Source organism: Spirosoma sp. 209 (genome assembly GCF_002006735.1).
Lineage (GTDB): Bacteria > Bacteroidota > Bacteroidia > Cytophagales > Spirosomataceae > Spirosoma > Spirosoma sordidisoli.
In genome coordinates this window covers 213,318-233,287 of the sequence record NZ_MVEC01000011.1, presented here as the reverse complement: position 1 = coordinate 233,287, position 19,970 = coordinate 213,318, and the positions used below count along the sequence as shown (strand labels likewise).

Below are 19,970 nucleotides of genomic sequence, written 5' to 3'. Positions count from 1 at the left end.
TAGAACCATGAACGAAACCCATACGGCCGCCCAATTGCTGGCCAAACGTTTCCCTTACAAGCCCACATCCGGTCAGGAACAATTCTTCGAACAGATCGGCGCGTTCATCACCCACGAAGAGTTTGAACACTATCGCGACTGCTTCTTGCTCAGGGGATATGCCGGTACCGGTAAGACAACCCTGGTTGGTACGCTCATCAAAGTGCTTCCCCGTTTTGGCTACAAATCGGTGCTGCTGGCCCCTACCGGCCGGGCTGCGAAGGTGATGTCGAGCTACGCCAAGAAGCCAGCTCAGACCATCCACCGCAAAATTTATCGGCAGGTGGCCGACCCGGCGTCGGGTACGCTGAGTTTTCAACGGCAAAAAAATTACCACGAAGACACCCTCTTTATCGTTGACGAGGCCTCCATGATCTCCGACGAAGCTGATTTTGGGGGTAAAGGCCTGCTGACTGACCTGATCGATTTTGTTTTCGAGAACCAGGGCAACAAACTGCTGCTCGTTGGCGATACGGCCCAGCTGCCCCCCGTGGGCCGCGAGCTGAGTCCGGCGCTCGACCGGGGATTCCTGGCCGCCCAGTTCGACATGACGGTCTATGAACAGGAGCTGACAGAAGTTATGCGGCAGGACGAAGAGTCGGGTATTCTTTATAACGCCACCAATCTGCGCACCCTGCTGTCGGGTACCTTCAGTCCGGCTCCCAAAGCCGTCTCGTTCGAAACCCTGCTTGGCACAGATAGTGCCGAATCAGCCACCGATGCCCCCCCTATTCAGCTCAATGTACGCTCATTCAGTGACATCTATAAAATGCCGGCCAACAAGCTGGAAGACGGGATTCAGTACGCCTACAACAAATATGGCCGCGAAAATACGGTGATCCTTTGTCGGTCGAACAAGACAGCGGTGCAGTATAACCAGTTTGTCAGGCGGATGATTGACCAATGTGAAGAAGAACTCGACGCGGGCGATATGCTGATGATTGCCCGCAACAACTACACGACCCTGGAAGAGGACTCGCCGGCAGGCTTTCTGGCCAACGGCGAGTTTGCCGAAGTGCTTAAAATCCGCAACCACGAAGAGATTCACGGCTTCCGGTTTGCTACCGTCACGCTGCGGCTGGTCGACTACGAGGAGCAACCCGATTTTGAAGCCAAAATCATTCTGGATACGCTGCACTCGCCTACGCCTTCGCTCTCGTCCGAGCAGCATAAAGCGCTGTATGAGAGCGTTCAGCGTGACTATTTCTACATCACTAGCAAGAAAGAGCGAACCGAAGCCATCCGGCGCGACCCGTACCTGAATGCCTTACAGGTTAAGTTTGCCTACGCCCTCACCTGCCATAAAGCCCAGGGCGGCCAGTGGAGCGCCGTATTCGTTGATCAGGGCTACCTGCCAGACGGCCAGGTGAACCAGGAGTTTGTCCGCTGGCTCTATACGGCACTCACCCGCGCCACGGATGAAGCGTTTCTGATGAACTTCAACCCGCAGTTCTTCGGCTAAACAACCCAGGCCCTAGTTCGGTTTTGCTATACGGTCTATGGTCTCCGCTGAGGCCAGAAGCCCGAAATCAATAAGCGTAAACCATTATTTTTTTTGCCCTATGACCTACGACTGGATTGTGAGTGCCTGTGTCGGCCTTGGCCTGGCTGCCTGCTGCGGTTTCAGGGTCTTTGTACCAATGCTGATTGCCAGCGTGGCCACTAAGCTGGGCATCGTTGGTACGTTTGAGGGCTTTGAGTGGCTCAGCAGCTGGCCCGCGCTGGCAGGCCTGACGGTGGCCACCATCGTTGAAGTGGGTGCCTACTACATTCCGTGGCTCGACAACCTGCTCGATGGCATCGCCACCCCGGCTTCCATCATTGCCGGTACGCTGCTCAGCACCTCGTTTCTTCAGATCGAGAATCCGATTCTGCACTGGGGGCTGGGGTTAATGCTGGGCGGAGGCTCGGCTGGCATTATTCAGGCGGGTACGAGTTTGCTCCGGCTCGGTTCTACCACCACAACCGGCGGGGCCGCCAACCCGGTCGTAGCCACCGGCGAGAATATCGCGTCGTTCGTTCTGTCACTTTTGACGGTTCTTTTACCGCTGGTGGCCATCATTTTCGTCGCGCTGGTGCTTATCTACGTCATCAAGCGGATGACCACCCGGCGGAAAGTGTGGTTCACCCGACGGGAGTAACTCCAACGAGAGTGCCCTATACAAAACGAGAGCTGGGACATCGGTCCCAGCTCTCGTTTGGCTTTCTGACCCTATGGCTAATTACAGCGTCTCGACGGTACGCTTAACAAAAGCGGTCAGGTCAGCTCCAGTCAGCATATTCTGCGACAGCAGAGCCAGGTCGTACACCTGCTTGGCCAATGACTTCTGCGCGTCGGCATCGGTTTGGGCCAGCAGCTTTCCGATGAGGGGGTGGTTGGCATTCACGACCACATTATAGCCCAGCGGCATGTTTCCGTAAAACGACTGTTCGCCCGACAGCGCCGACATATCTTTCATCCGACGCAGGAACTCCGGCAGGGTGATCGTTACGGGCAGCTCATCCGTTGGCTGCGCTTCTACACTAACCGTCAGCGTTTTGTTGTCAAGAACCTGCTCGAATACTTCTTTCACTTTTGTACGATCGTCTTCAGACAGCACGCTCTCGTTGCTAAGCCCTTTGTCGATGAGCTTGTCGAGCGTGTCGGCGTCGACGCGTACGAAATGTACTTTCTCCAGCTTGTATTCGAGCGCGTTGATGAAGTGAGGATCAATCACATTATCCATCAGCAGCACATCGTATCCCCGCCGAACGGCCGAAGCCACATAAGCGTCCTGCTGCTTGCGGTCGCTGGTATAGAGCAACACCAGCGTATCGTTCTTATCGGTCTGGTTCGCCTGAATTTTCTCGCGATACTCATCGGGTGTCGCGTACTGGCCGTCGGTATTTTTGAGCAGAACGAAGTTTTTTGCCTTCTCCCAGAACTTGTCATCGGACAGAATACCGTACTTGATGAAGAGTCCGATATCATCGAATTTTTCTTCGAAAGCTGTTCGATCGGCATTGAACAGGTCGTTCAGCTTGTCGGCCACTTTACGGGTGATGTAGCCGTTGATTTTCTTCACGTTCGAGTCGGCCTGCAGGAAGGAGCGCGACACGTTCAGCGGGATATCGGGCGAGTCGATTACGCCGTGCAGCATCATCAGGAAATCGGGCACCACGTCTTTTACCTCGTCGGTAATAAACACCTGCCGGCTGTAGAGCTGGATTTTCTCCCGCTGGAACCGCAGTTCGTTTTTCACCCGCGGGAAATATAGAATACCGGTGAGGTTAAACGGGTAGTCGACGTTGAGGTGAATCCAGAACAGGGGCTCTTCGCTCATCGGGTACAGCTCCCGGTAGAACGACTTATAGTCCTCGTCGGTCAGGTCGGCGGGCGCTTTTGTCCAGATGGGTGCGGTATTATTGATCGTCTGCCCGTCGAACTCGATCGCTACCGGCAGGAACCGGGCGTATTTGTCGAGTATACCCCGCAGCCGGGTTTTGTCCAGGAACTCTTCGGAATCGGGTGCAATATGCAGCACCACATCGGTACCGCGTTCGGCCCGTTCGGCGGGGGTCAGTTCAAACTCGGTCGAGCCGTCACATACCCAGCGGGCCGGTTCGGCGTTATCACGATACGAGCGGGTAATGATCTCTACCTTCTCAGCTACCATGAAGGCCGAGTAGAAGCCCAGACCGAAATGGCCGATAATCTGTCCTTTTTCGTCCGTCTTATCCTTGTATTTTTCCAGAAAGTCCGACGCGCCGGAGAATGCAATCTGGTTGATGTATTTCTTAATTTCATCGGCCGTCATACCGATGCCATTGTCACTGATCGTAATCGTTTTGGCCTCTTCGTTGAGCGCAACGGTTACCTTTAATTCGCCCAGCTCGCCCCCGAACTCACCAAAGGAGGACAACTGACGAAGCTTCTGCGTAGCATCGACCGCGTTGGATACGAGTTCGCGCAGAAAAATTTCATGATCGGAATACAGGAATTTTTTGATGATGGGGAAGATATTCTCGGTATGGATCGAGATCTGCCCTTTTTCATTCTGTACGGCTTCCATAGACAGCTAATGGGTTGTTGATAGAATTGACTTGCTGATTGGGCGGGTGTCAAATCCTGTTCCAGAGCCTCGTTGCCTGCCACATTGACAGTTTTAACTTACTGCAAGGCGCGTTGCTGACGGATTAGTCCAGCAAAGAAGTCAACAAATGGACAAGCATACACCGGCAGTCGCCGGAGCAAGCGGCCTCCGATCAGGCTTATATTATCCAGGCGAACAGCCAGTATGATTCTGGTGTTATGTCGGCATGACAACCCCGGCCTATATCGACATCTCCTTATCTGAACTTGACACCTTGCGCCAGCAGCCTCGCACGGCGGTGATCGATGTTCGGGATGAGTGGGAGTTTGAGGAGTTCAACCTGGGTGGTATAAACGTGCCCCTGGCCGACATACGGGCGCGTCGGGATGAGCTGCTGGCCTACGATACGTTGATTCTGGTCTGTACCAACGGCGTACGAAGCCGGATAGCGGCCAAAGATCTACAGCGGCAACCCGTTTTCCAGACAAAAGTCATCTATCACCTGCACGGAGGTCTGATTGACGACGTAGACTAAGCGGTTACAGGTCGATTTCTCCCGTAAATACCCGTTTGGCGGGACCAATCAGATAGATGTTCTCGAAGCGCCCGTCGGATTGGGTTTCGAACGACACCCGCAGATTGCCGCCGATTGTCTGAATTGCTACCGGGCCAGGCATCTGCAGCTGCTGGTGGGCTACCAGCGCTACCGCCGTCACGCCCGTTCCGCAGGAGTAGGTTTCGTCTTCAACGCCCCGCTCGTAGGTGCGTACAAACAGGGTATTATCGGTAAGGCGCTGGGCGAAGTTGGCGTTTGTTCCGCCCGGCCGAAATGCGTCGGCATACCGAATGGCACGCCCTTCGGCCAGCACATCGAATGACTCCAGCTCGTCGACAAACCGCACGACATGGGGCGAACCGGTATTCAGGAATGTCAGTTGGGGCTGCTGATCCAGCCCGTTCACATCGATCATCTTCAGAAACACCTCGTCTTCGCGCACCACGGCCACGTGTTCCCCGTCGACCGCTATGAACCGTGTTTCGGACTCGAACAGACCCAGGTCATGCGCAAACCTGACAATGCAGCGACCGCCATTTCCGCACATGCTGCCTTCGGCTCCATCGGCGTTGAAGTACACCATCCGAAAATCGTATTCGGGGTCGTTTTGCAGCAAAATAAGCCCATCGGCCCCGATGCCGAACCGCCGGTGACATAACTGCGCGATGAGGGCCTGATCGGCGGCCGGGAACGTGCCGGTCCGGTCATCAATCAGGATGAAATCATTACCGGTGCCCTGGTATTTATAAAACTGCATAGCGTTTTGAAGATACGAAAAAAGCCACCCTGTACAGGCAGCTTTTATGTAGGTAAGAAGCGCGGTAAATTAAGCGGCTACTTTCGCTTTGGGCTTGCGCTCTTTAACACGAGCTGCTTTACCCTGGCGACCACGCAGATAGAACAAGCGTGCACGACGCACTTTGCCCAGGCGGACCACCTCGATTTTGTCAATGTTAGGCGACAGAACCGGGAAGATCCGCTCTACACCTACGCCGTTTGATACTTTACGAACGGTGAACGTTTCGCCACCGCTGCTTGGGTTCCGGCGCTGAATGACCGTTCCCGTAAATACCTGAATACGCTCCTTATTTCCTTCGCGGATTTTGACGTGTACGTTCACCGTATCGCCTGCCCGGAACGTGGGCAACTCGGCGCGACGCTGCGCGTTGTCTGCCTCCACTAATTTGATTAACTCGCTCATGACCGTATATAAATCGCCAGATAACTATTTGCGAAATGAGCCGCAAAGATAGTAATCTTTTAGCGGTTAGAAAATACTTTTGCGAAATTACCCAACGTCTTCTGACCCCAAGCTTCATGAAAATACTGAATGTCGACCAGATTCGCGCGCTCGATCAGGCAACCATCCAACACGAACCCATTGCTCCTATCAATCTCATGGAGCGGGCTGCCCTGGCTTTCGTCGACTGGTTTGTCGATCGCTTTCCGGCTACTACCCCGCTGAAGATCTTTTGTGGCCTGGGTAATAACGGGGGCGATGGGCTGGCCATTGCCCGCCTGCTGCTGGAACGCGACTATCCGCTCGAGGTATTTGTCGTGCGCTACGCCCCCCGCGAGTCAGACGATTTCATGCATAATCACAGACGGCTCAAACTGGTAACGGACAACATCCGGTACGTTGAGCTTTCGCACGATATTCCGCCCATGCCCCACAACGAGGTCGTTATCGATGCGATCCTGGGGTCAGGCCTCTCACGACCCGCCGAAGGCATCGTAAAAAGCGCCATCGAAGCGATCAACCGCAGCCCGGCCACGGTCGTGTCGGTCGACATAGCCAGTGGCTTGTATGCAGATCAGCCCAATGCGCCCGAAGACGTTATCGTTGAGCCCGACTATACCGTCGCGTTTCAGCTGCCCAAACTGGCCTTCCTGCTACCCGGCAACGCCCGCTATACCGGCGACTGGCAGACAGTCGACATCCAGCTGCACAAACGCTTCATCGATAAAGCGCCCACCCCCTACTACTACACCCGCCCCGACGAAGCCCGTCTGTTGCTGCACAAGCGCGACCGCTATGCGCACAAAGGTACCTTCGGGCATGCGCTGCTACTGGCCGGCAGCTACGGAAAAATAGGAGCGGCTGTGCTGTCCGCCCGGGCTTGCCTGCGGTCGGGCGTAGGTCTTTTAACGGTTCAGGTGCCTGGTTGCGGGTATCCGGTATTGCAGACGGCCGTACCAGAGGCTATGTGTCGCCCGGATACGCACGAGCACGTACTGAGCGGCACCACGGAGGTCGAGACGACCAGCCCGGCCGACTTCACAACCGTAGGGATAGGTCCTGGCATTGGCAAGGCTTCCGAAACCCTGGCGATGCTGAAAGCGCTGCTGCCGACCCTCACCAAACCAATGGTCATTGACGCCGATGCGCTCAACCTGCTGGGCGAAAATCGGGAACTCCTCGACCAGCTTCCTGCCGGCAGTATTCTGACTCCCCACCCAAAAGAGTTTGAGCGACTGACTGCGCCCTGGCAGAACGATTACGAAAAGCTGGATCGACTCCGTGAGTTTGCCCGCAAGTATCGGGTTGTTGTCGTGCTGAAGGGCGCCCATACCGCCGTGGCCACACCCGAGGGAGATATTCATTTCAACGCCACGGGCAACCCCGGCTTAAGTACGGGCGGCACCGGCGACGTACTGACCGGTGTATTAACCGCCCTGCTGGCTCAACGATACGATCCGGTAGAAGCCGCTGTATTGGGCGTATATGCCCACGGCCTGGCGGGCGATCAGGTAGCCGAGCAGCGTGGTCAGATCGGAATGACCGCTACCGATGTGGTAGACGCCCTCCGGTGGGCCTGACGTGTAGAAATATGGTAACTTAAGTGTAGAAATCACACCACACTATTTATACAATAGACCACAAAGACGACACTAGTTTATCACCAAACTTCTCTAAAACGTATATACTGACTCAGACCTGACTGGTGTTAATCAAGTATTTATACGTATTCTATAAATTAAGGGTTTTCGCGCTGTTCTCCTGACGGAAGCGGTCTCAAATTTGTACCGGTATTTTAGCCTCATACCGCACACATACCATGAAACATGCAGCGCAGCGAGACTGGCGAATGAGTCGCCCCTCGCGAAAGTCCCGGGTATCGGTCGATCAGACAACGGCTTTAGGCGGACTCACCATCGCCTTACTGACGTACATTGTGTATCATTTTATTTATCCGCTCATCTCCAAGGGCCTACTCTGGTAGACTCTGGCGGACTCAGTATAGCTTGATTAGTATTGCCCGGTACGTTTTCGTTACCGGGCTTTTTTGTGGCTTCAGGCCATACACTGATAGGTGACGAACGCGGCTACGTAGGCCAGAATCATCATATAAGCCAGTTGTACGGCTGGCCAGGTCCAGGATTTGGTTTCGCGCTGAGTGGCCGCCAGTGTACTCATACACATCATAGCGAATACGTAGAAGACCAGCAGCGACCAGGCCAGCGCCGGTGTATACATAGGCCCACCCGTCAGCGGATTGCGCTCCTGCCGAAGCCGTTCCCGAACGGTGACTCCTGCCTCATCGCCCCCATCGCCAATGCTGTAGATGGTAGCCATAGTACCCACAAATACCTCCCGGGCCGCAAACGAGCTCAGCAGGGCAATACCTATTTTCCAGTCGTAGCCCAGCGGGCGGATGGCGGGTTCGATCAGGTGCCCAAAATGGCCGGCATACGACGCTTCGAGCCGCTCTGACGCCAGCTTGTTCTGCAGCTCATCGGCTGGCGCGTTGGCTAGTTCCTGCTTAACCCGGGTTTCGGCCTCCTGCATGGCGTTACCGGGTCCATAGCTGGCCAGCACCCACAGCACAATCGAGATGGCCAGAATAACCCGACCCGCTTCCCAAACGAAGGCACGCACACTCTCCCAGACCGACAGCCCCACGTGGTTCCAGCGCGGTAATTTAAACGTTGGCAGTTCCATAATGAAGAAGCCCCGCTCTTTGGTACGCAGCACCAGTTTTAACACGTAAGCAGCCAGTAACGCACTGACGAGCCCCATCAGGTACAGAAACATAAGCGCCAGCCCCTGTAGGTTGAACACGCCCAGCACCCGCTGGTTAGGCACAACCAGGGCAATCAGAATGGTATAAATGGGCAGTCGGGCCGAACAGCTCATCAGGGGAGTTACCAGGATGGTGATGAGCCGGTCGCGACGGGTACCAATGCTTCGGGTCGCCATAATGGCCGGTACCGCGCAGGCTACGCCGGAAATAAGGGGAACGACGCTCCGGCCGTTGAGCCCGAATTTGCGCATGATACGGTCCATGATGACCATGACTCTCGACATATACCCCGACTCTTCGAGCAGCGCAACCAGCAGAAAGAGAAAGGCAATCTGCGGAATGAACACCAGGATGCCGCCGATACCCGCCAGGATTCCATCGGTGAGCAGATCGGTGAGCGGGCCCGCCGGCAGGCCCTCCTTGAGCTGACCGTTGAGCCAGGCCACCCCCGAGTCGATGGCATCCATGAACGGTTGTGCCCAGGCAAAGATGGCCTGAAAGATAAGCAGCAGTATAAACGCAAAGATGGCGTAGCCCCAAACCGGGTGCAGCAATACCCGATCCAGCTTCTGACTCCAGGTCGGTTCGCCAATTGGCCGGTGATCGGTTACCGATTCGGCAACGACGGTTGCGATGCGCTTGTAGCGGGTAATGGTCTCGTTTGCCTGGAAAGCCGTTTCGTTGAACTCGTACCGGTCAATGATGGCATCCAGCGCCAGCTGCTGTACCCGATTCAGAAACGAAAACCCATCATGCTGAATGATGTACTGCAGCGCGAGGTAATTATTCTGAAGCGCGTATTGGGTTCGGGTATCGGCAATGAGGTCGGCCGCTTCGTCGGCCGGATCGAAAAACAGTTTACCCGGCAGGGTCGGGTTCTCCAGCTGCCCCAGCACCGCCTTTTTGATCTGATCGACCCCTTCTCCGGTACGGGCGTTGATCCGCACGACGGGTACACCCAGGCGCATGGCCAGCCGTACGCTGTTCACTTCCTTGCCCTGGCTCTTGGCTACGTCGAGCATATTCAGCGCCAGCACCGTCGGCACACCCAGATCGGCAACCTGGGTAAACAGCAGCAGGTTCCGGTGCAGGTTCGATGCATCGACCACCACAACCGCCACATCCGGATAATCAGGATGAGCCGGATTGGCCAGAATGTCCGTGACAAGCTGCTCGTCCAGCGATTTGGGATATATGGAATAGACACCCGGCAGGTCAACTACGGTAGCCGTAGTCTGGGTATCGATGGGCCAGGTGCCGGACTTCTTATCGACCGTTACACCGGGGAAATTTCCGGTCTTCTGACGAAGGCCGGTCAGTTGGTTGAAGAGCGATGATTTACCCGCATTCGGGTTGCCAATAAGGGCAATTGTAAGGGAGGCATCCAATGTACAGTACGGTTTACGGTTTATCGTTTACGGGCCCGCCCGCTTAACAGACAGACAACCGTACCAACCGTAAACCGTTAATTTTCAATCAATATAGTGGCGGCCTCTGACCGACGCATCGACAGGCAGTAGCCCGATACGTTCAGACAGATCGGGTCGCCCAGGGGAGCCTTGCAATGAAGGCATACTTCAGCGCCCGGCAGGCAGCCCATTTCGAGCAGTTTCAGCGACATCACCGCATCGTTGAACGACTGGATGGTGGCCCGTTCGCCTATTTTCAGATCGGCTACGCTTCGCTTGCTCATGGTGTCAGTGCCGTTACTCTTTATTTAGATTCAGTTTAATTAACGCAAGATTACAACCTAAAGTTTGTTGTTGCAAATTCAGGAGCGCAAATCCCAGCCGAATCGAATAATCATGACCGCAATGATGAGTAAAAAAAAGAGACGAATGAACTGATTTCCTTTCAATATAGCCAGCCGGGCGCCCAGAAAAGCGCCGGATAAATTAGCTACAGCCATAGGCAACGCTACGGCATACAGTATGCCGCCTTTCTGAACAAACAGACTCACACTGGCCAGATTAGTAGCCGCATTGACCAGCTTGGCGTGGGCACTGGCCCGCAAAAAATCAAATCCGATCAGCGCTATAAAGCCCAGTACCAGAAAACTACCCGTGCCGGGTCCGAAGAAACCATCGTAGAAGCCGATAACGGCGCCCATCGCCCACATCCGAATGCGCTGCTGCTGGGCCGATATGGTTCGCTGGGACATCTGGCCAAACTCTTTTTTGAGCAGCGTGTACAGGAAGACGGCGATCAGGATAACCAGTGCCACCGGCTTCATGAACTGGTTAGGCATACGGGTCAGTGTCCAGGAGCCAAGCCAGGACGCCCCGAACGCAATGGCCATCATGGGTCCAATGAACCGCCCGGCCACGGCAACCCGGCGGCTGTATTGAAAGGCGCCCATCAAACTACCCGCCAGCGACGGCAGCTTGGTTGTTCCGATCAGCACCGGAACGGGGTATTGCGGCAGCGTAACTAACAGGGCGGGTGTCTGGATGAGGCCCCCTCCTCCGATGATGGCATCGACAAAACCAGCCAGAAACGAAAACGCACAGAGCGTTGCAATCGTGTACAGTTGTTCGGGATTCACGCAATCAGCAAAAGCATAAGACAGGCAAATTGGGGCAGAAAGTTGTCTTGTCAAAACCAATCGGCTAAAACGGAAACAATTCAGGTTTGCACCGTAAATTTGCCGAATTGATTGAGCAGGTATGACAGAGTCGGTACGGCAGTTGGGCGCTTTGATGCGTAAAGAGTTCCTCCTCGAATGGCGGCAACGGTATGCGCTCAATGGCATGTTGCTCTACATCGTCGGGGCCGTTTTTGTCTGCTACCTGAGTTTTAACGCCCGGCGCGGTCAGCTCACGCCGATTGTCTGGAACACGCTGTTCTGGATTATTCAGTTGTTTACGGCCATTAATGCCATTGCCAAAAGCTTTGTTCAGGAACGGGCCGGGCGGCAGCTCTACTACTACACCCTGGCCAGCCCGCAACAGATAATTCTGGCAAAAATCGGGTACAATACGGCACTGATGGGTGTGCTGGCGGTGTTAGGCTTTTGTACGTATGCGTTTGTGCTGGGTAGCCCCATTGCCGACATTCCCCTGTACCTGCTCACGCTGGCTCTGGGGGCGGTTGGGTTTTCGGCTTCGCTGACGCTGGTGTCGGGCATTGCCAGCAAAGCCGAGAATCCGGCTACCCTGATGGCGGTGCTCAGTTTCCCAATTATTTTGCCTTTACTCCTGTTGCTGCTGAAAGTCTCGAAAAACGCCATGGACGGACTCGACCGCAGTGTGAGCTGGAGCGAAGTTGGTACTATTCTGGCCATTGATGCCATCGTGCTGACGCTCTCCTGGCTGCTGTTTCCGTTTCTGTGGCGTAGCTAGTGCCGTCTCTGGTTTTCAGATCCCGGCTTTGGCCTGAACAGACCAAAGCCGTATCCAGAAAGCCCTTGACTGAAAACGAAAAAACTATGAAAAAAAATTGGTGGAAAGGCCTTGCTGTCCTGATTCTGACCTATGTTATTCTGCAGGGCCTGGTCGGCGGGGTGCCCCGACAGCCGATCCTGAACGAAAGTATCCGGAACGTTTACTTCCACGTACCGCTCTGGTTCGGCATGATTATCATGCTGCTGACGTCGGCCGTTTATTCGATTCGCTACCTGCGTAATGGGCGTTTCGACGATGATGGCGTGGCGGTCGAGTTTGCCAACACCGCTATTCTGTTCGGTTTCCTGGGCTGCCTGACCGGCGCGCTCTGGGCCAATTTTACCTGGGGCGAACCCTGGCCCAATGATCCCAAACTGAACAGCGTAGCCGTCGGTATGCTGATGTACCTGGCCTACCTGATTCTGCGCGGCTCGTTCGACGATGAGCAGCGCCGGGCGCGCATCTCGGCCGTCTATAACATCTTCGCCTTTGCCGTGTTCGTGCCGCTGATTTTCGTTGTGCCCCGCCTGACCGATTCGCTGCACCCCGGCAACGGCGGTAACCCGGCTTTCGGTAAATACGATATGGACAGCCAGATGCGGATGGTGTTTTACCCGGCGGTAATCGGGTTCACCCTGCTGGGTGTCTGGATTACGGAACTGCGCGTTCGCCTGCGTCGGGTTAAAGCGGTGCTGGAGGAATAAATCCTGACGCTCACACCCGAATGATTTGGTGTATTTTTGCGTTAATTTTACATCTGTCGACAAATTCTATGCGATTACTGACTCTGTCCAAACTTCCGCTGGCAGCCCTGCTCTTACTCAGTCAACTCAGTATGGCCCAACAACCTGGCACAGACGGGGTTGATATGGCCGACCAACTCCGGGCCGACGGCAAAATATGGGTTGTCGTAGCCGTTATTGCGGCTGTATTTGCCGGCATCGTCGTGTACCTGATTCGGCTCGACCGGCAGGTGAGCCAGCTTGAAAAAGACGTCAGGGGAGCCGCCCTGAAAAAATCGGACGTTCCGCTGTCCTGAACAGGTACACCAGATTATCCGTAGCCGTACAACACGAATTCACACAGTAGACCATGAAACTCTCTCACATTTTCGGTATTATAGTCATTGCGCTGGCCATCGGCATTATCGTTGCCACCGCCGGCGATGCCAGTTCATACGTCACCTTCAAGCAAGCCACTGAACTCGCTCAGGATGGCGACGACAAGCTGATTCACGTAGTCGGTAAAGTAAAGAAGAATGAGCAGGGAAAGATTGTCGATATGCTGTACGATCCGGCCATTGACCCCAACCACTTCGAGTTCACGCTGGTCGACAACGATAACCAGGCTCAGAAAGTAGTCTATAACAGTCCTAAACCACAGGACTTCGATCGCTCAGAGCAGATCGTGGTGATTGGCGCCATGCAGGGCAATCATTTTCAGTGTAACAAGATTTTACTCAAGTGCCCCTCCAAATACCAGGACGGTAAACTGGAGACCACCGAACACGAAGCCACAGCCAAATTATAATGTAAGCGCAGGCTTGACTGAGAAAAGCTGTTCTCAGCCAAGCCTGCGCCATTCGCCCATTATCCATGATACATACCACAGTCGGACAACTTGGCCATTTTTTTGTTATCCTGTCGTTCGTAACGGCACTGGTAGCAACGGTGGCTTATTTCATATCGGCGCTGGGCCGTCGTGCGGTGGCACAGCCCGTCGTTGTTGAAGAACCCCAGCTAGCCTATGCGGGCGGTGCCTCGTTTGGTGGCAAAACCAGCCGACGAGCCGTATCGAACAAGGCCACCGCAAGCCCGGAAGCCGCCCCACGCGACGACTGGCGGAGACTGGCCCGGTGGGCGTTTTACATCCATGGCCTGGCCGTAACGGGAGTGGGCGTTTGTCTGTACTGGATTATCAACAATCACTATTTCGAGTACCATTACGCCTGGAGTCACTCGTCGCGGGCGCTGCCCCTCCAGTACGTGATCTCCTGTTTCTGGGAAGGTCAGGAAGGGTCGTTCCTGCTCTGGCTGTTTTGGAATGCCCTGCTGGGGGCTATGCTGATCCGAACCAGCGGCAAAACCTGGGAAGCGCCGGTGATGACCATCTTCGCGCTGGTACAGGCGTTCCTGGCTTCGATGATCCTCGGCGTTGTTTTTGGCGATACGTTTAAAATCGGTTCATCGCCCTTTCTGCTGCTGAGCGAGGCTATGCCCGACGCGCCGATTTTTACGGCCGACCCCACCTTTGTACCCAAAGACGGTAACGGCCTGAATCCCCTGCTTCAGAACTACTGGATGGTGATTCACCCGCCGACCCTCTTCCTTGGCTTTGCTTTTACGCTGATTCCTTTTGCCTACTGCATTGCGGGCTTGTGGCGTAACGAACCCTACAACTGGATTCGGCCCGCTCAGCCCTGGACGCTGCTGGGAGCGGGTATCCTGGGTATTGGCATCATGATGGGTGGCTACTGGGCCTACGAAACCCTGAACTTCGGTGGCTACTGGAACTGGGACCCCGTCGAAAACGCCGTCTATGTACCCTGGCTGGTGATGGTAGCGGCCCTGCACGCCATGCTGATCGCCAAGCGCTCCTCGACCGGACTCAAGACAGCTATCATTCTCTCGATAACGACCTTTCTGCTCATCCTGTATTCTACGTTCCTGACCCGGAGCGGTATACTGGGCAATGCGTCGGTGCACTCGTTTACGGATCTGGGCCTGTCGGGGCAACTGCTGCTGTATCTGATGGCGTTCGTAGTGTTAGCTATCGTACTGGCGGTGGTGAAGTGGAAACACATCCCGAGCGACGAGAAAGAAGCCTCGGTGTATACCAAAGAATTCTGGCTCTTCATCGGCGCTACGGTGCTTTGCCTGTCGGCCTTTCAGGTGATCGCGACCACGTCGATTCCTGTTTATAACAAGATTATGGAGTCGTTCGGTAAAGTATCGAACCTGGCCCTGCCTGCCGATCAGATTGCGCACTACAACAAATTCCAGGTCTGGTTTTTCGTCGTGATTGCGCTGCTGACGGGGGTTGGTCAATACCTCTGGTGGCGTAAAGTAGAAAATAAGAAATGGGATGCGCTGATGACCCCTGCTATCCTGACGCTGCTCATCAGCGCTGGCCTGATCGCGTTTGGCTCGATCAAGAATCCGGTGTATATGGCGCTGCTGGTAGCCTCGGTCTTTGCCCTGATGACCAATGGTACCGTATTGCTGGGTGTAATCCGGGGCAATTACCGGCTGTCGGGTGGTGCCATAGCGCACATCGGTATGGCGCTTATGCTGATCGGGATTCTGTACTCGGCTGGCTTCTCAAAGGTGATTTCGCTGAACACCTCGGGGCTGCTGATCTCGAAACAGGATGTGTTCACTAAGAACGATAACAAAGAAAACAAGGAAAATACGCTGCTCTGGCTCAATCAGCCCGAGCGCATGGGTCCCTACCAGCTAACCTACCGCGGCCAGTACATCGAGGCCCGCGACGTGCCCGGCTATATCCCGCGCCGGGATGTGACGGTCATCGAAGGCGACTTCCGGGGTATTGCCCAGCGCGACATCGAGCAGAACGGGAAAGTGTATTACAAGCGGGGTGACACGCTGGCCCTCTACCCCGAGAACACGTATTACCAGGTTGAATACCGGGAGCCAAACGGCAAGGTATTCAGCCTGTACCCGCGCGCGCAGGTGAACGAACGGATGGGACTGCTGGCCTCGCCGGACACCCGCCACGAAGCCGACCGCGATATCTATACCTACGTAAACTCGGTACCGGACCCAACGGCCGACAACAAGTGGGAGAAAACAGAAACCTACAGCGTAGCGATCAAAGACACGTTCTTTCTGAATGACTACGTGGCTATACTGGACGACGTTGTCCGGACGACCGACGTAGAAGGAATGGATATCGGTCCCAACGACGCGGCTGTACGGGCACGGGTGCGGGTGCTGAGCAAAAACGGAGAGCAGATCCTGAGCCCCGCATTCATTATCAAAGATCGCATGGTTGGCCGTCGGGCCGAAACCAGCGACGAGCTGGGCGTACGGATTCAGCTGAACGAGATCGATCCGCGGACGGGTAAGTTTACCTTCGCCGTCAATCGCACCCAGCGCGATTATATTGTGATGAAAGCCTTCGAAAAACCGCTGATCAACGTACTCTGGATCGGTACGCTGGTCGTGGTACTAGGTTTCCTGATCTCTACGGTTCGGCGTTACCGGGAGGCTGGCAAAATGCAGCGTAAGGTGGCCTGATATGAAGCTTAAACTCTCTGAGATTCTTATTTTAGCAGCCGGAGCCGGCTTCCTCATTATCTGGATTGCCGAGTACATGCGCACCTCGTTTGCCGAAAGCTACTGGTTGCTGATGCTCTTTCTGGGCTGTCTGCTTGCCTTTCAGTTTACCAAGAACCGCCGGCTCGACCGGGAGAAAGCGGTCTCCCCTACCATCAAACAGATGGTAGAAACCCGAAAAAAGAAGAAGAAATAGCCTTCTGTTTGTTGTGTTTGGGCGCCCCTGCCCAACCTATTACGACGCACAGAGAACAGATTACTATGGAATCGTACGCACTGCTTTTTGGCGCCTTGCTGGCGCTTGTGCTGGCTGGCTTTTTTTCGGCCGTCGAAATGGCCTATGTATCCGTAAACCGGCTCTACTTCGAGCTGCACAGCAAGCAGGGACCACTCGGCGAGAAACTGGTATCGGGCTTTCTTAAAAATCCTATTCTTTTCGTCGGCACCACCCTGACGGGTAACACGCTGTTTCTGGTGCTCTACGCAGTACTAGGGGTTACGTTTCTGAATCCCCTGCTGATGGCGTTGCTTCCCGACGCCTACGACAATGCGTTTCTGCTCATTGCGCTCGAAACGCTGCTGCTGACGATCGTCTTTTTACCCCTTGCCGATTACCTGCCCAAGAGCCTGGCCCTCATTCATCCGGACCGCTTTCTGGAGTGGCTGGCGGTGCCGCTCTGGATCATCTATCAGGCAATCGCGCCGGTTGTTCGCGTGCTGGTCGGCCTGGCGCGTTTCTTTATCCGGTACGTCTTCCGCAAACGGAATCCCGAAATTCGCCCGGTCTTCGGACTGACGGACCTGAACCATTATCTGCAACAGCTGAACCAGAAAGCGGATACCCCCGAAGATGTGGAAGTCGACACCCGGATCTTCAACAACGCCATTGAATTTCGGGACGTGCGCGTTCGCGACTGCCTCGTGCCCCGAACCGAGATCACCGCTGTGGCAGTCGATGACTCGGTCGATGATCTCCGGCAGGCGTTTCAGGAAAGTGGCCACTCCAAAATTGTAGTTTATCGCGATACTATCGACGATGTAATTGGCTACTGCCATGCGCTGGCGCTGTTCCGTAAGCCAGCTACGGTCGAAGAAATTATTACCCCGATCATTACCGTACCAGAAACCATGCCGGCTCAGGATCTGCTGTTGCGGTTTTTGTCGGAGCGGAAAAGCCTGGCGCTGGTCGTTGATGAATTTGGTGGCACAGCCGGTATCGTCAGTGTAGAAGATATGGTGGAGCAGATCTTCGGCGAGATCCAGGATGAATATGATACCAACGAAGACTGGACAGAACGGCAACTCGACGAAACCACCTGGCTGCTGAGTGCCCGCCATGAGATTGACGACCTGAACGAGAAGTACGGCTGGTCCATTCCGGAAGGCGATTACGACACCCTCGGCGGCCTGATTCTGGCCACTAACGAGGACTTGCCCCACGTTGGCGATGTCATCCGGTACGCGCCCTTTTCCTTCACCATTATCTCGATGGACGGCACCCGGATCGATACGGTAAAAGTGCAGTTGAACGACGAGTAAGGCCGTCACCCCTGGGGCGATGGCGGCTGTTGCTGCTGAGGCAGATAAATCCGGAACGTGGCTCCTTCGCCCGGCTTGCCAAGCGCCGTGATGGCCCCCCGGTGGTTTTCGACTACCCGCTTGCAGATGGCTAAGCCGACGCCCGTACCCTCATACGACTGTCGGGCATGCAGTCGCTGGAACACCTGAAAAATACGGTCGGCATATCGCTCCTCGAAACCGATGCCGTTATCGCTGAAGCTGATCTCATAGTAAGTCACCTCCGGATCGAGGCCCTCCGGTAGCTGCGGCCCCGAAACGGTTTGATGGTTCATGTGCACTACCAGCTGCCGATCGGCCGACCTGAATTTCAACGCGTTGGTCAACAGGTTGTCGAACAGCTGCCGAAGCTGCGAGCGGTCACCCCATACCGTAGGGAGGCTGTCTATCTGCAAACGGGCATTGTGCCGGACCAGCTGCTGCTGTAACTCCTGCCCGAGATCAGCCATCACCTCAGTCAGCGACACTGGCTGAAATACTTCCCGGTGGGTGCTGATGCGGGAATAGGCCAGCACGTCTTTGATCAGGATCGACATCCGACGGGCCGCCGACTGCATCCGGCCAATCATTTCATGACCTTCTTCGGTCAGGGCCTCGCCAAATTTAAGCTGAAGCATATCGCTGAAAGCCAGAATTTTACGCAAAGGCTCCTGCAGATCGTGACTGGCCACGTGGGCAAACTGCCGGAGGTTGTCGTTGGCATGACGCAGGTCGCGATTTGTCTGCTCCATTTTTTGCAGATTCCCTTTACTACCGGTAATATCGACCAGCGTCAGCACGATACCATCTCCCCACTTGCGGGCCGAAAGTTCATACCAGCCCTGCCAGCCACCCGCCCTAAACTCCTGCTCGAACTGTACGCCTTCGCCCGACATGACCACCTCAACAAATCGGTCGAAGAGACCCATCTGCCGCATATCAGGGAAAAACTCCAGCATCGTATGCCCAAGAATGTCTTCGTCCGACCGGTTCGTGTTCCGGCGGTTGGCTTCGTTATGCGCCACGTACCGAAAATCGATAACCGCCCCGCTCATAACGTCCCGAACCGCGCTGAAGGCAATGATCGCGTTCGATGAACTGTCGAGCACCGAACGCAGCAGATCGGTCTGCTGCTGCGTAGCCAGTTCGGCTTTCTTCAGGGCTGTAACGTCGACAAAGGTGGCAATGACTCCGTCGTTAAAAGGGCGGATGCGGATGTTGTACCAGCCGGTATAGGGCCCGACCGTTATGGGGACGCCGTTGATTTTAGCGGGTTCACCCGTTTGGGCGACCCGGATATGCCAGCCCAGTACGCCGTTGGTACGCGCTTCGGGCCAGGCTACTGAATACCGCTGCCCGATCAGGTCTCCGCGACGACGCTGGGTAATTCGTTCCGCGTCTGGATTGAGGTGAGTAAACCGGAAATCAATAACCTGGCCGCACTCATTCCGCACCGACTGCATGACGGCAATCCCGGTTTGGGTGTGGTCCAGAATGGCCTGCAACAGTTCGGTTTCCTGTTGCCGGGCCTGTTCGGCCTCTTTGAGCGCCGTGATGTCAGACCAGGAGCCCAGCACGCCATCATCGAAACGGGCCAGCGATTGAGCCATCCAGATATCGGGACCCGCAAAATGATGAATAACATAGGCCGGCAATCCGGTGTCAACAACCTGCCTGTAAGTGTCGAAAATACCACTCCGAAAGCAATCGGGGTCGAGGGTAACCATGGATACCGAAAGCATCGTGGCCCGCGGAATGCCGGTCATTACAGACGCCCGGTCGTTACATCTGATAACCTGAAAGTCGGTGATCAAGCCAGCCTGGTTCCGAATGGCCTGACACAGCACGATAGCGTCGAGCGACGTCTCCATCACGCGTTCCAGTAGCGGATCGGGTGGTAGGTTGGGGGCCACGTTCGTCATAGCTGATTGAAGAGAGGAAGGCAAAAGAGCCGCTTAAGGTAACAAGATAGTCTGATGGCTACCCTGTTTTTGGAAGTACTAATTCATCAGTTACAAATAATTTTATTTATCGGCCAG

19 protein-coding genes are annotated in these 19,970 nt (G+C 55.1%); 12 read left to right on the top strand and 7 right to left on the bottom strand.

Going from position 1 to position 19,970, the window contains the following annotated elements:
* Nucleotides 1–7 precede the first annotated feature (7 nt).
* Nucleotides 8–1,501, top strand: a complete 1,494-nt coding sequence (locus tag B1C80_RS19240) for an ATP-dependent RecD-like DNA helicase (RefSeq protein WP_077922831.1) — start codon at nucleotides 8–10, stop codon at nucleotides 1,499–1,501.
* A gap of 100 nt (nucleotides 1,502–1,601) precedes the next feature.
* Nucleotides 1,602–2,180: a DUF4126 domain-containing protein gene (locus B1C80_RS19235; protein WP_077922830.1), complete on the top strand. Its 579-nt coding sequence runs from the start codon at nucleotides 1,602–1,604 to the stop codon at nucleotides 2,178–2,180.
* A gap of 81 nt (nucleotides 2,181–2,261) precedes the next feature.
* Here B1C80_RS19235 and htpG read toward each other — a convergent pair whose 3' ends face one another.
* Complete coding sequence (gene htpG, locus B1C80_RS19230; protein WP_077922829.1) at nucleotides 2,262–4,091, bottom strand: molecular chaperone HtpG; 1,830 nt, start codon at nucleotides 4,089–4,091, stop codon at nucleotides 2,262–2,264.
* Nucleotides 4,092–4,338: 247 nt separating this feature from the next.
* Between htpG and B1C80_RS19225 the strand changes: the two genes are divergently transcribed.
* Nucleotides 4,339–4,647, top strand: coding sequence for a rhodanese-like domain-containing protein (locus B1C80_RS19225; RefSeq protein ID WP_077922828.1), 309 nt, complete (start codon nucleotides 4,339–4,341; stop codon nucleotides 4,645–4,647).
* A 4-nt stretch (nucleotides 4,648–4,651) separates the two neighbouring features.
* Here the strand turns inward: B1C80_RS19225 and dapF are convergent, their stop codons facing one another.
* Nucleotides 4,652–5,425, bottom strand: a complete 774-nt coding sequence (dapF, locus tag B1C80_RS19220) for a diaminopimelate epimerase (protein ID WP_077922827.1) — start codon at nucleotides 5,423–5,425, stop codon at nucleotides 4,652–4,654.
* 69 nt (nucleotides 5,426–5,494) lie between these two features.
* Nucleotides 5,495–5,869: a 50S ribosomal protein L19 gene (gene rplS / locus B1C80_RS19215; RefSeq protein ID WP_077922826.1), complete on the bottom strand. Its 375-nt coding sequence runs from the start codon at nucleotides 5,867–5,869 to the stop codon at nucleotides 5,495–5,497.
* Between the two features lie 116 nt (nucleotides 5,870–5,985).
* On the opposite strand from rplS, the gene B1C80_RS19210 reads away from it, so the two are divergent.
* Both B1C80_RS19210 and B1C80_RS28535 read left to right on the top strand, forming a co-directional pair.
* Nucleotides 5,986–7,488: an NAD(P)H-hydrate dehydratase gene (locus B1C80_RS19210; protein ID WP_077922825.1), complete on the top strand. Its 1,503-nt coding sequence runs from the start codon at nucleotides 5,986–5,988 to the stop codon at nucleotides 7,486–7,488.
* A gap of 239 nt (nucleotides 7,489–7,727) precedes the next feature.
* Nucleotides 7,728–7,892: a hypothetical protein gene (locus B1C80_RS28535; protein ID WP_165358875.1), complete on the top strand. Its 165-nt coding sequence runs from the start codon at nucleotides 7,728–7,730 to the stop codon at nucleotides 7,890–7,892.
* Nucleotides 7,893–7,963: 71 nt separating this feature from the next.
* On the opposite strand, the gene feoB is transcribed toward B1C80_RS28535, so the two are convergent.
* The 3 genes from feoB to B1C80_RS19195 all read right to left on the bottom strand — a co-directional run bounded on the left by feoB (nucleotide 7,964) and on the right by B1C80_RS19195 (nucleotide 11,238).
* Nucleotides 7,964–10,081 carry a ferrous iron transport protein B gene (feoB, locus tag B1C80_RS19205; protein WP_077922824.1) on the bottom strand — a complete coding sequence of 706 codons (2,118 nt, stop codon included), beginning with the start codon at nucleotides 10,079–10,081 and terminating at the stop codon, nucleotides 7,964–7,966.
* A gap of 77 nt (nucleotides 10,082–10,158) precedes the next feature.
* The gene (locus B1C80_RS19200) at nucleotides 10,159–10,386 is read right to left on the bottom strand and encodes a FeoA family protein (RefSeq protein ID WP_077922823.1); all 228 of its coding nucleotides are present in this window, start codon (nucleotides 10,384–10,386) and stop codon (nucleotides 10,159–10,161) included.
* A gap of 78 nt (nucleotides 10,387–10,464) precedes the next feature.
* Nucleotides 10,465–11,238 (bottom strand): TSUP family transporter, encoded by a 774-nt coding sequence (locus B1C80_RS19195; RefSeq protein ID WP_236648839.1) that lies wholly within the window; start codon nucleotides 11,236–11,238, stop codon nucleotides 10,465–10,467.
* Between the two features lie 121 nt (nucleotides 11,239–11,359).
* Between B1C80_RS19195 and B1C80_RS19190 the strand changes: the two genes are divergently transcribed.
* The 7 genes from B1C80_RS19190 (at nucleotide 11,360) to B1C80_RS19160 (ending at nucleotide 17,913) form a co-directional block, all read left to right on the top strand.
* Nucleotides 11,360–12,034 carry a heme exporter protein CcmB gene (locus B1C80_RS19190; protein WP_077922822.1) on the top strand — a complete coding sequence of 225 codons (675 nt, stop codon included), beginning with the start codon at nucleotides 11,360–11,362 and terminating at the stop codon, nucleotides 12,032–12,034.
* 86 nt (nucleotides 12,035–12,120) lie between these two features.
* Nucleotides 12,121–12,780 (top strand): cytochrome c biogenesis protein CcsA, encoded by a 660-nt coding sequence (gene ccsA / locus B1C80_RS19185; protein ID WP_077922821.1) that lies wholly within the window; start codon nucleotides 12,121–12,123, stop codon nucleotides 12,778–12,780.
* A 68-nt stretch (nucleotides 12,781–12,848) separates the two neighbouring features.
* Complete coding sequence (locus tag B1C80_RS19180; RefSeq protein ID WP_077922820.1) at nucleotides 12,849–13,115, top strand: CcmD family protein; 267 nt, start codon at nucleotides 12,849–12,851, stop codon at nucleotides 13,113–13,115.
* Between the two features lie 53 nt (nucleotides 13,116–13,168).
* Nucleotides 13,169–13,606, top strand: a complete 438-nt coding sequence (locus B1C80_RS19175) for a cytochrome c maturation protein CcmE (protein ID WP_077922819.1) — start codon at nucleotides 13,169–13,171, stop codon at nucleotides 13,604–13,606.
* Between the two features lie 65 nt (nucleotides 13,607–13,671).
* Nucleotides 13,672–16,335, top strand: coding sequence for a cytochrome c biogenesis protein CcsA (gene ccsA, locus B1C80_RS19170; RefSeq protein WP_077922818.1), 2,664 nt, complete (start codon nucleotides 13,672–13,674; stop codon nucleotides 16,333–16,335).
* A gap of 1 nt (nucleotide 16,336) precedes the next feature.
* Nucleotides 16,337–16,570, top strand: coding sequence for a hypothetical protein (locus B1C80_RS19165; protein WP_077922817.1), 234 nt, complete (start codon nucleotides 16,337–16,339; stop codon nucleotides 16,568–16,570).
* 65 nt (nucleotides 16,571–16,635) lie between these two features.
* Nucleotides 16,636–17,913 carry a hemolysin family protein gene (locus B1C80_RS19160; protein WP_077922816.1) on the top strand — a complete coding sequence of 426 codons (1,278 nt, stop codon included), beginning with the start codon at nucleotides 16,636–16,638 and terminating at the stop codon, nucleotides 17,911–17,913.
* 5 nt (nucleotides 17,914–17,918) lie between these two features.
* Here B1C80_RS19160 and B1C80_RS19155 read toward each other — a convergent pair whose 3' ends face one another.
* Nucleotides 17,919–19,853 (bottom strand): ATP-binding protein, encoded by a 1,935-nt coding sequence (locus tag B1C80_RS19155; RefSeq protein WP_077922815.1) that lies wholly within the window; start codon nucleotides 19,851–19,853, stop codon nucleotides 17,919–17,921.
* Nucleotides 19,854–19,970 lie beyond the last annotated feature (117 nt).

Excerpts from the sequence above, each read along its gene's own strand:
- B1C80_RS19240 (WP_077922831.1), top strand. The coding sequence starts at position 8 with ATGAACGAAACCCATACGGCCGCCCAATTGCTGGCCAAACGTTTCCCT.
- B1C80_RS19235 (WP_077922830.1), top strand. The coding sequence starts at position 1,602 with ATGACCTACGACTGGATTGTGAGTGCCTGTGTCGGCCTTGGCCTGGCT.
- htpG (WP_077922829.1), bottom strand. The coding sequence starts at position 4,091 with ATGGAAGCCGTACAGAATGAAAAAGGGCAGATCTCGATCCATACCGAG.
- B1C80_RS19225 (WP_077922828.1), top strand. The coding sequence starts at position 4,339 with ATGACAACCCCGGCCTATATCGACATCTCCTTATCTGAACTTGACACC.
- dapF (WP_077922827.1), bottom strand. The coding sequence starts at position 5,425 with ATGCAGTTTTATAAATACCAGGGCACCGGTAATGATTTCATCCTGATT.
- rplS (WP_077922826.1), bottom strand. The coding sequence starts at position 5,869 with ATGAGCGAGTTAATCAAATTAGTGGAGGCAGACAACGCGCAGCGTCGC.
- B1C80_RS19210 (WP_077922825.1), top strand. The coding sequence starts at position 5,986 with ATGAAAATACTGAATGTCGACCAGATTCGCGCGCTCGATCAGGCAACC.
- B1C80_RS28535 (WP_165358875.1), top strand. The coding sequence starts at position 7,728 with ATGAAACATGCAGCGCAGCGAGACTGGCGAATGAGTCGCCCCTCGCGA.
- B1C80_RS19200 (WP_077922823.1), bottom strand. The coding sequence starts at position 10,386 with ATGAGCAAGCGAAGCGTAGCCGATCTGAAAATAGGCGAACGGGCCACC.
- B1C80_RS19190 (WP_077922822.1), top strand. The coding sequence starts at position 11,360 with ATGACAGAGTCGGTACGGCAGTTGGGCGCTTTGATGCGTAAAGAGTTC.
- ccsA (WP_077922821.1), top strand. The coding sequence starts at position 12,121 with ATGAAAAAAAATTGGTGGAAAGGCCTTGCTGTCCTGATTCTGACCTAT.
- B1C80_RS19180 (WP_077922820.1), top strand. The coding sequence starts at position 12,849 with ATGCGATTACTGACTCTGTCCAAACTTCCGCTGGCAGCCCTGCTCTTA.
- B1C80_RS19175 (WP_077922819.1), top strand. The coding sequence starts at position 13,169 with ATGAAACTCTCTCACATTTTCGGTATTATAGTCATTGCGCTGGCCATC.
- ccsA (WP_077922818.1), top strand. The coding sequence starts at position 13,672 with ATGATACATACCACAGTCGGACAACTTGGCCATTTTTTTGTTATCCTG.
- B1C80_RS19165 (WP_077922817.1), top strand. The coding sequence starts at position 16,337 with ATGAAGCTTAAACTCTCTGAGATTCTTATTTTAGCAGCCGGAGCCGGC.
- B1C80_RS19160 (WP_077922816.1), top strand. The coding sequence starts at position 16,636 with ATGGAATCGTACGCACTGCTTTTTGGCGCCTTGCTGGCGCTTGTGCTG.
- B1C80_RS19155 (WP_077922815.1), bottom strand. The coding sequence starts at position 19,853 with ATGACGAACGTGGCCCCCAACCTACCACCCGATCCGCTACTGGAACGC.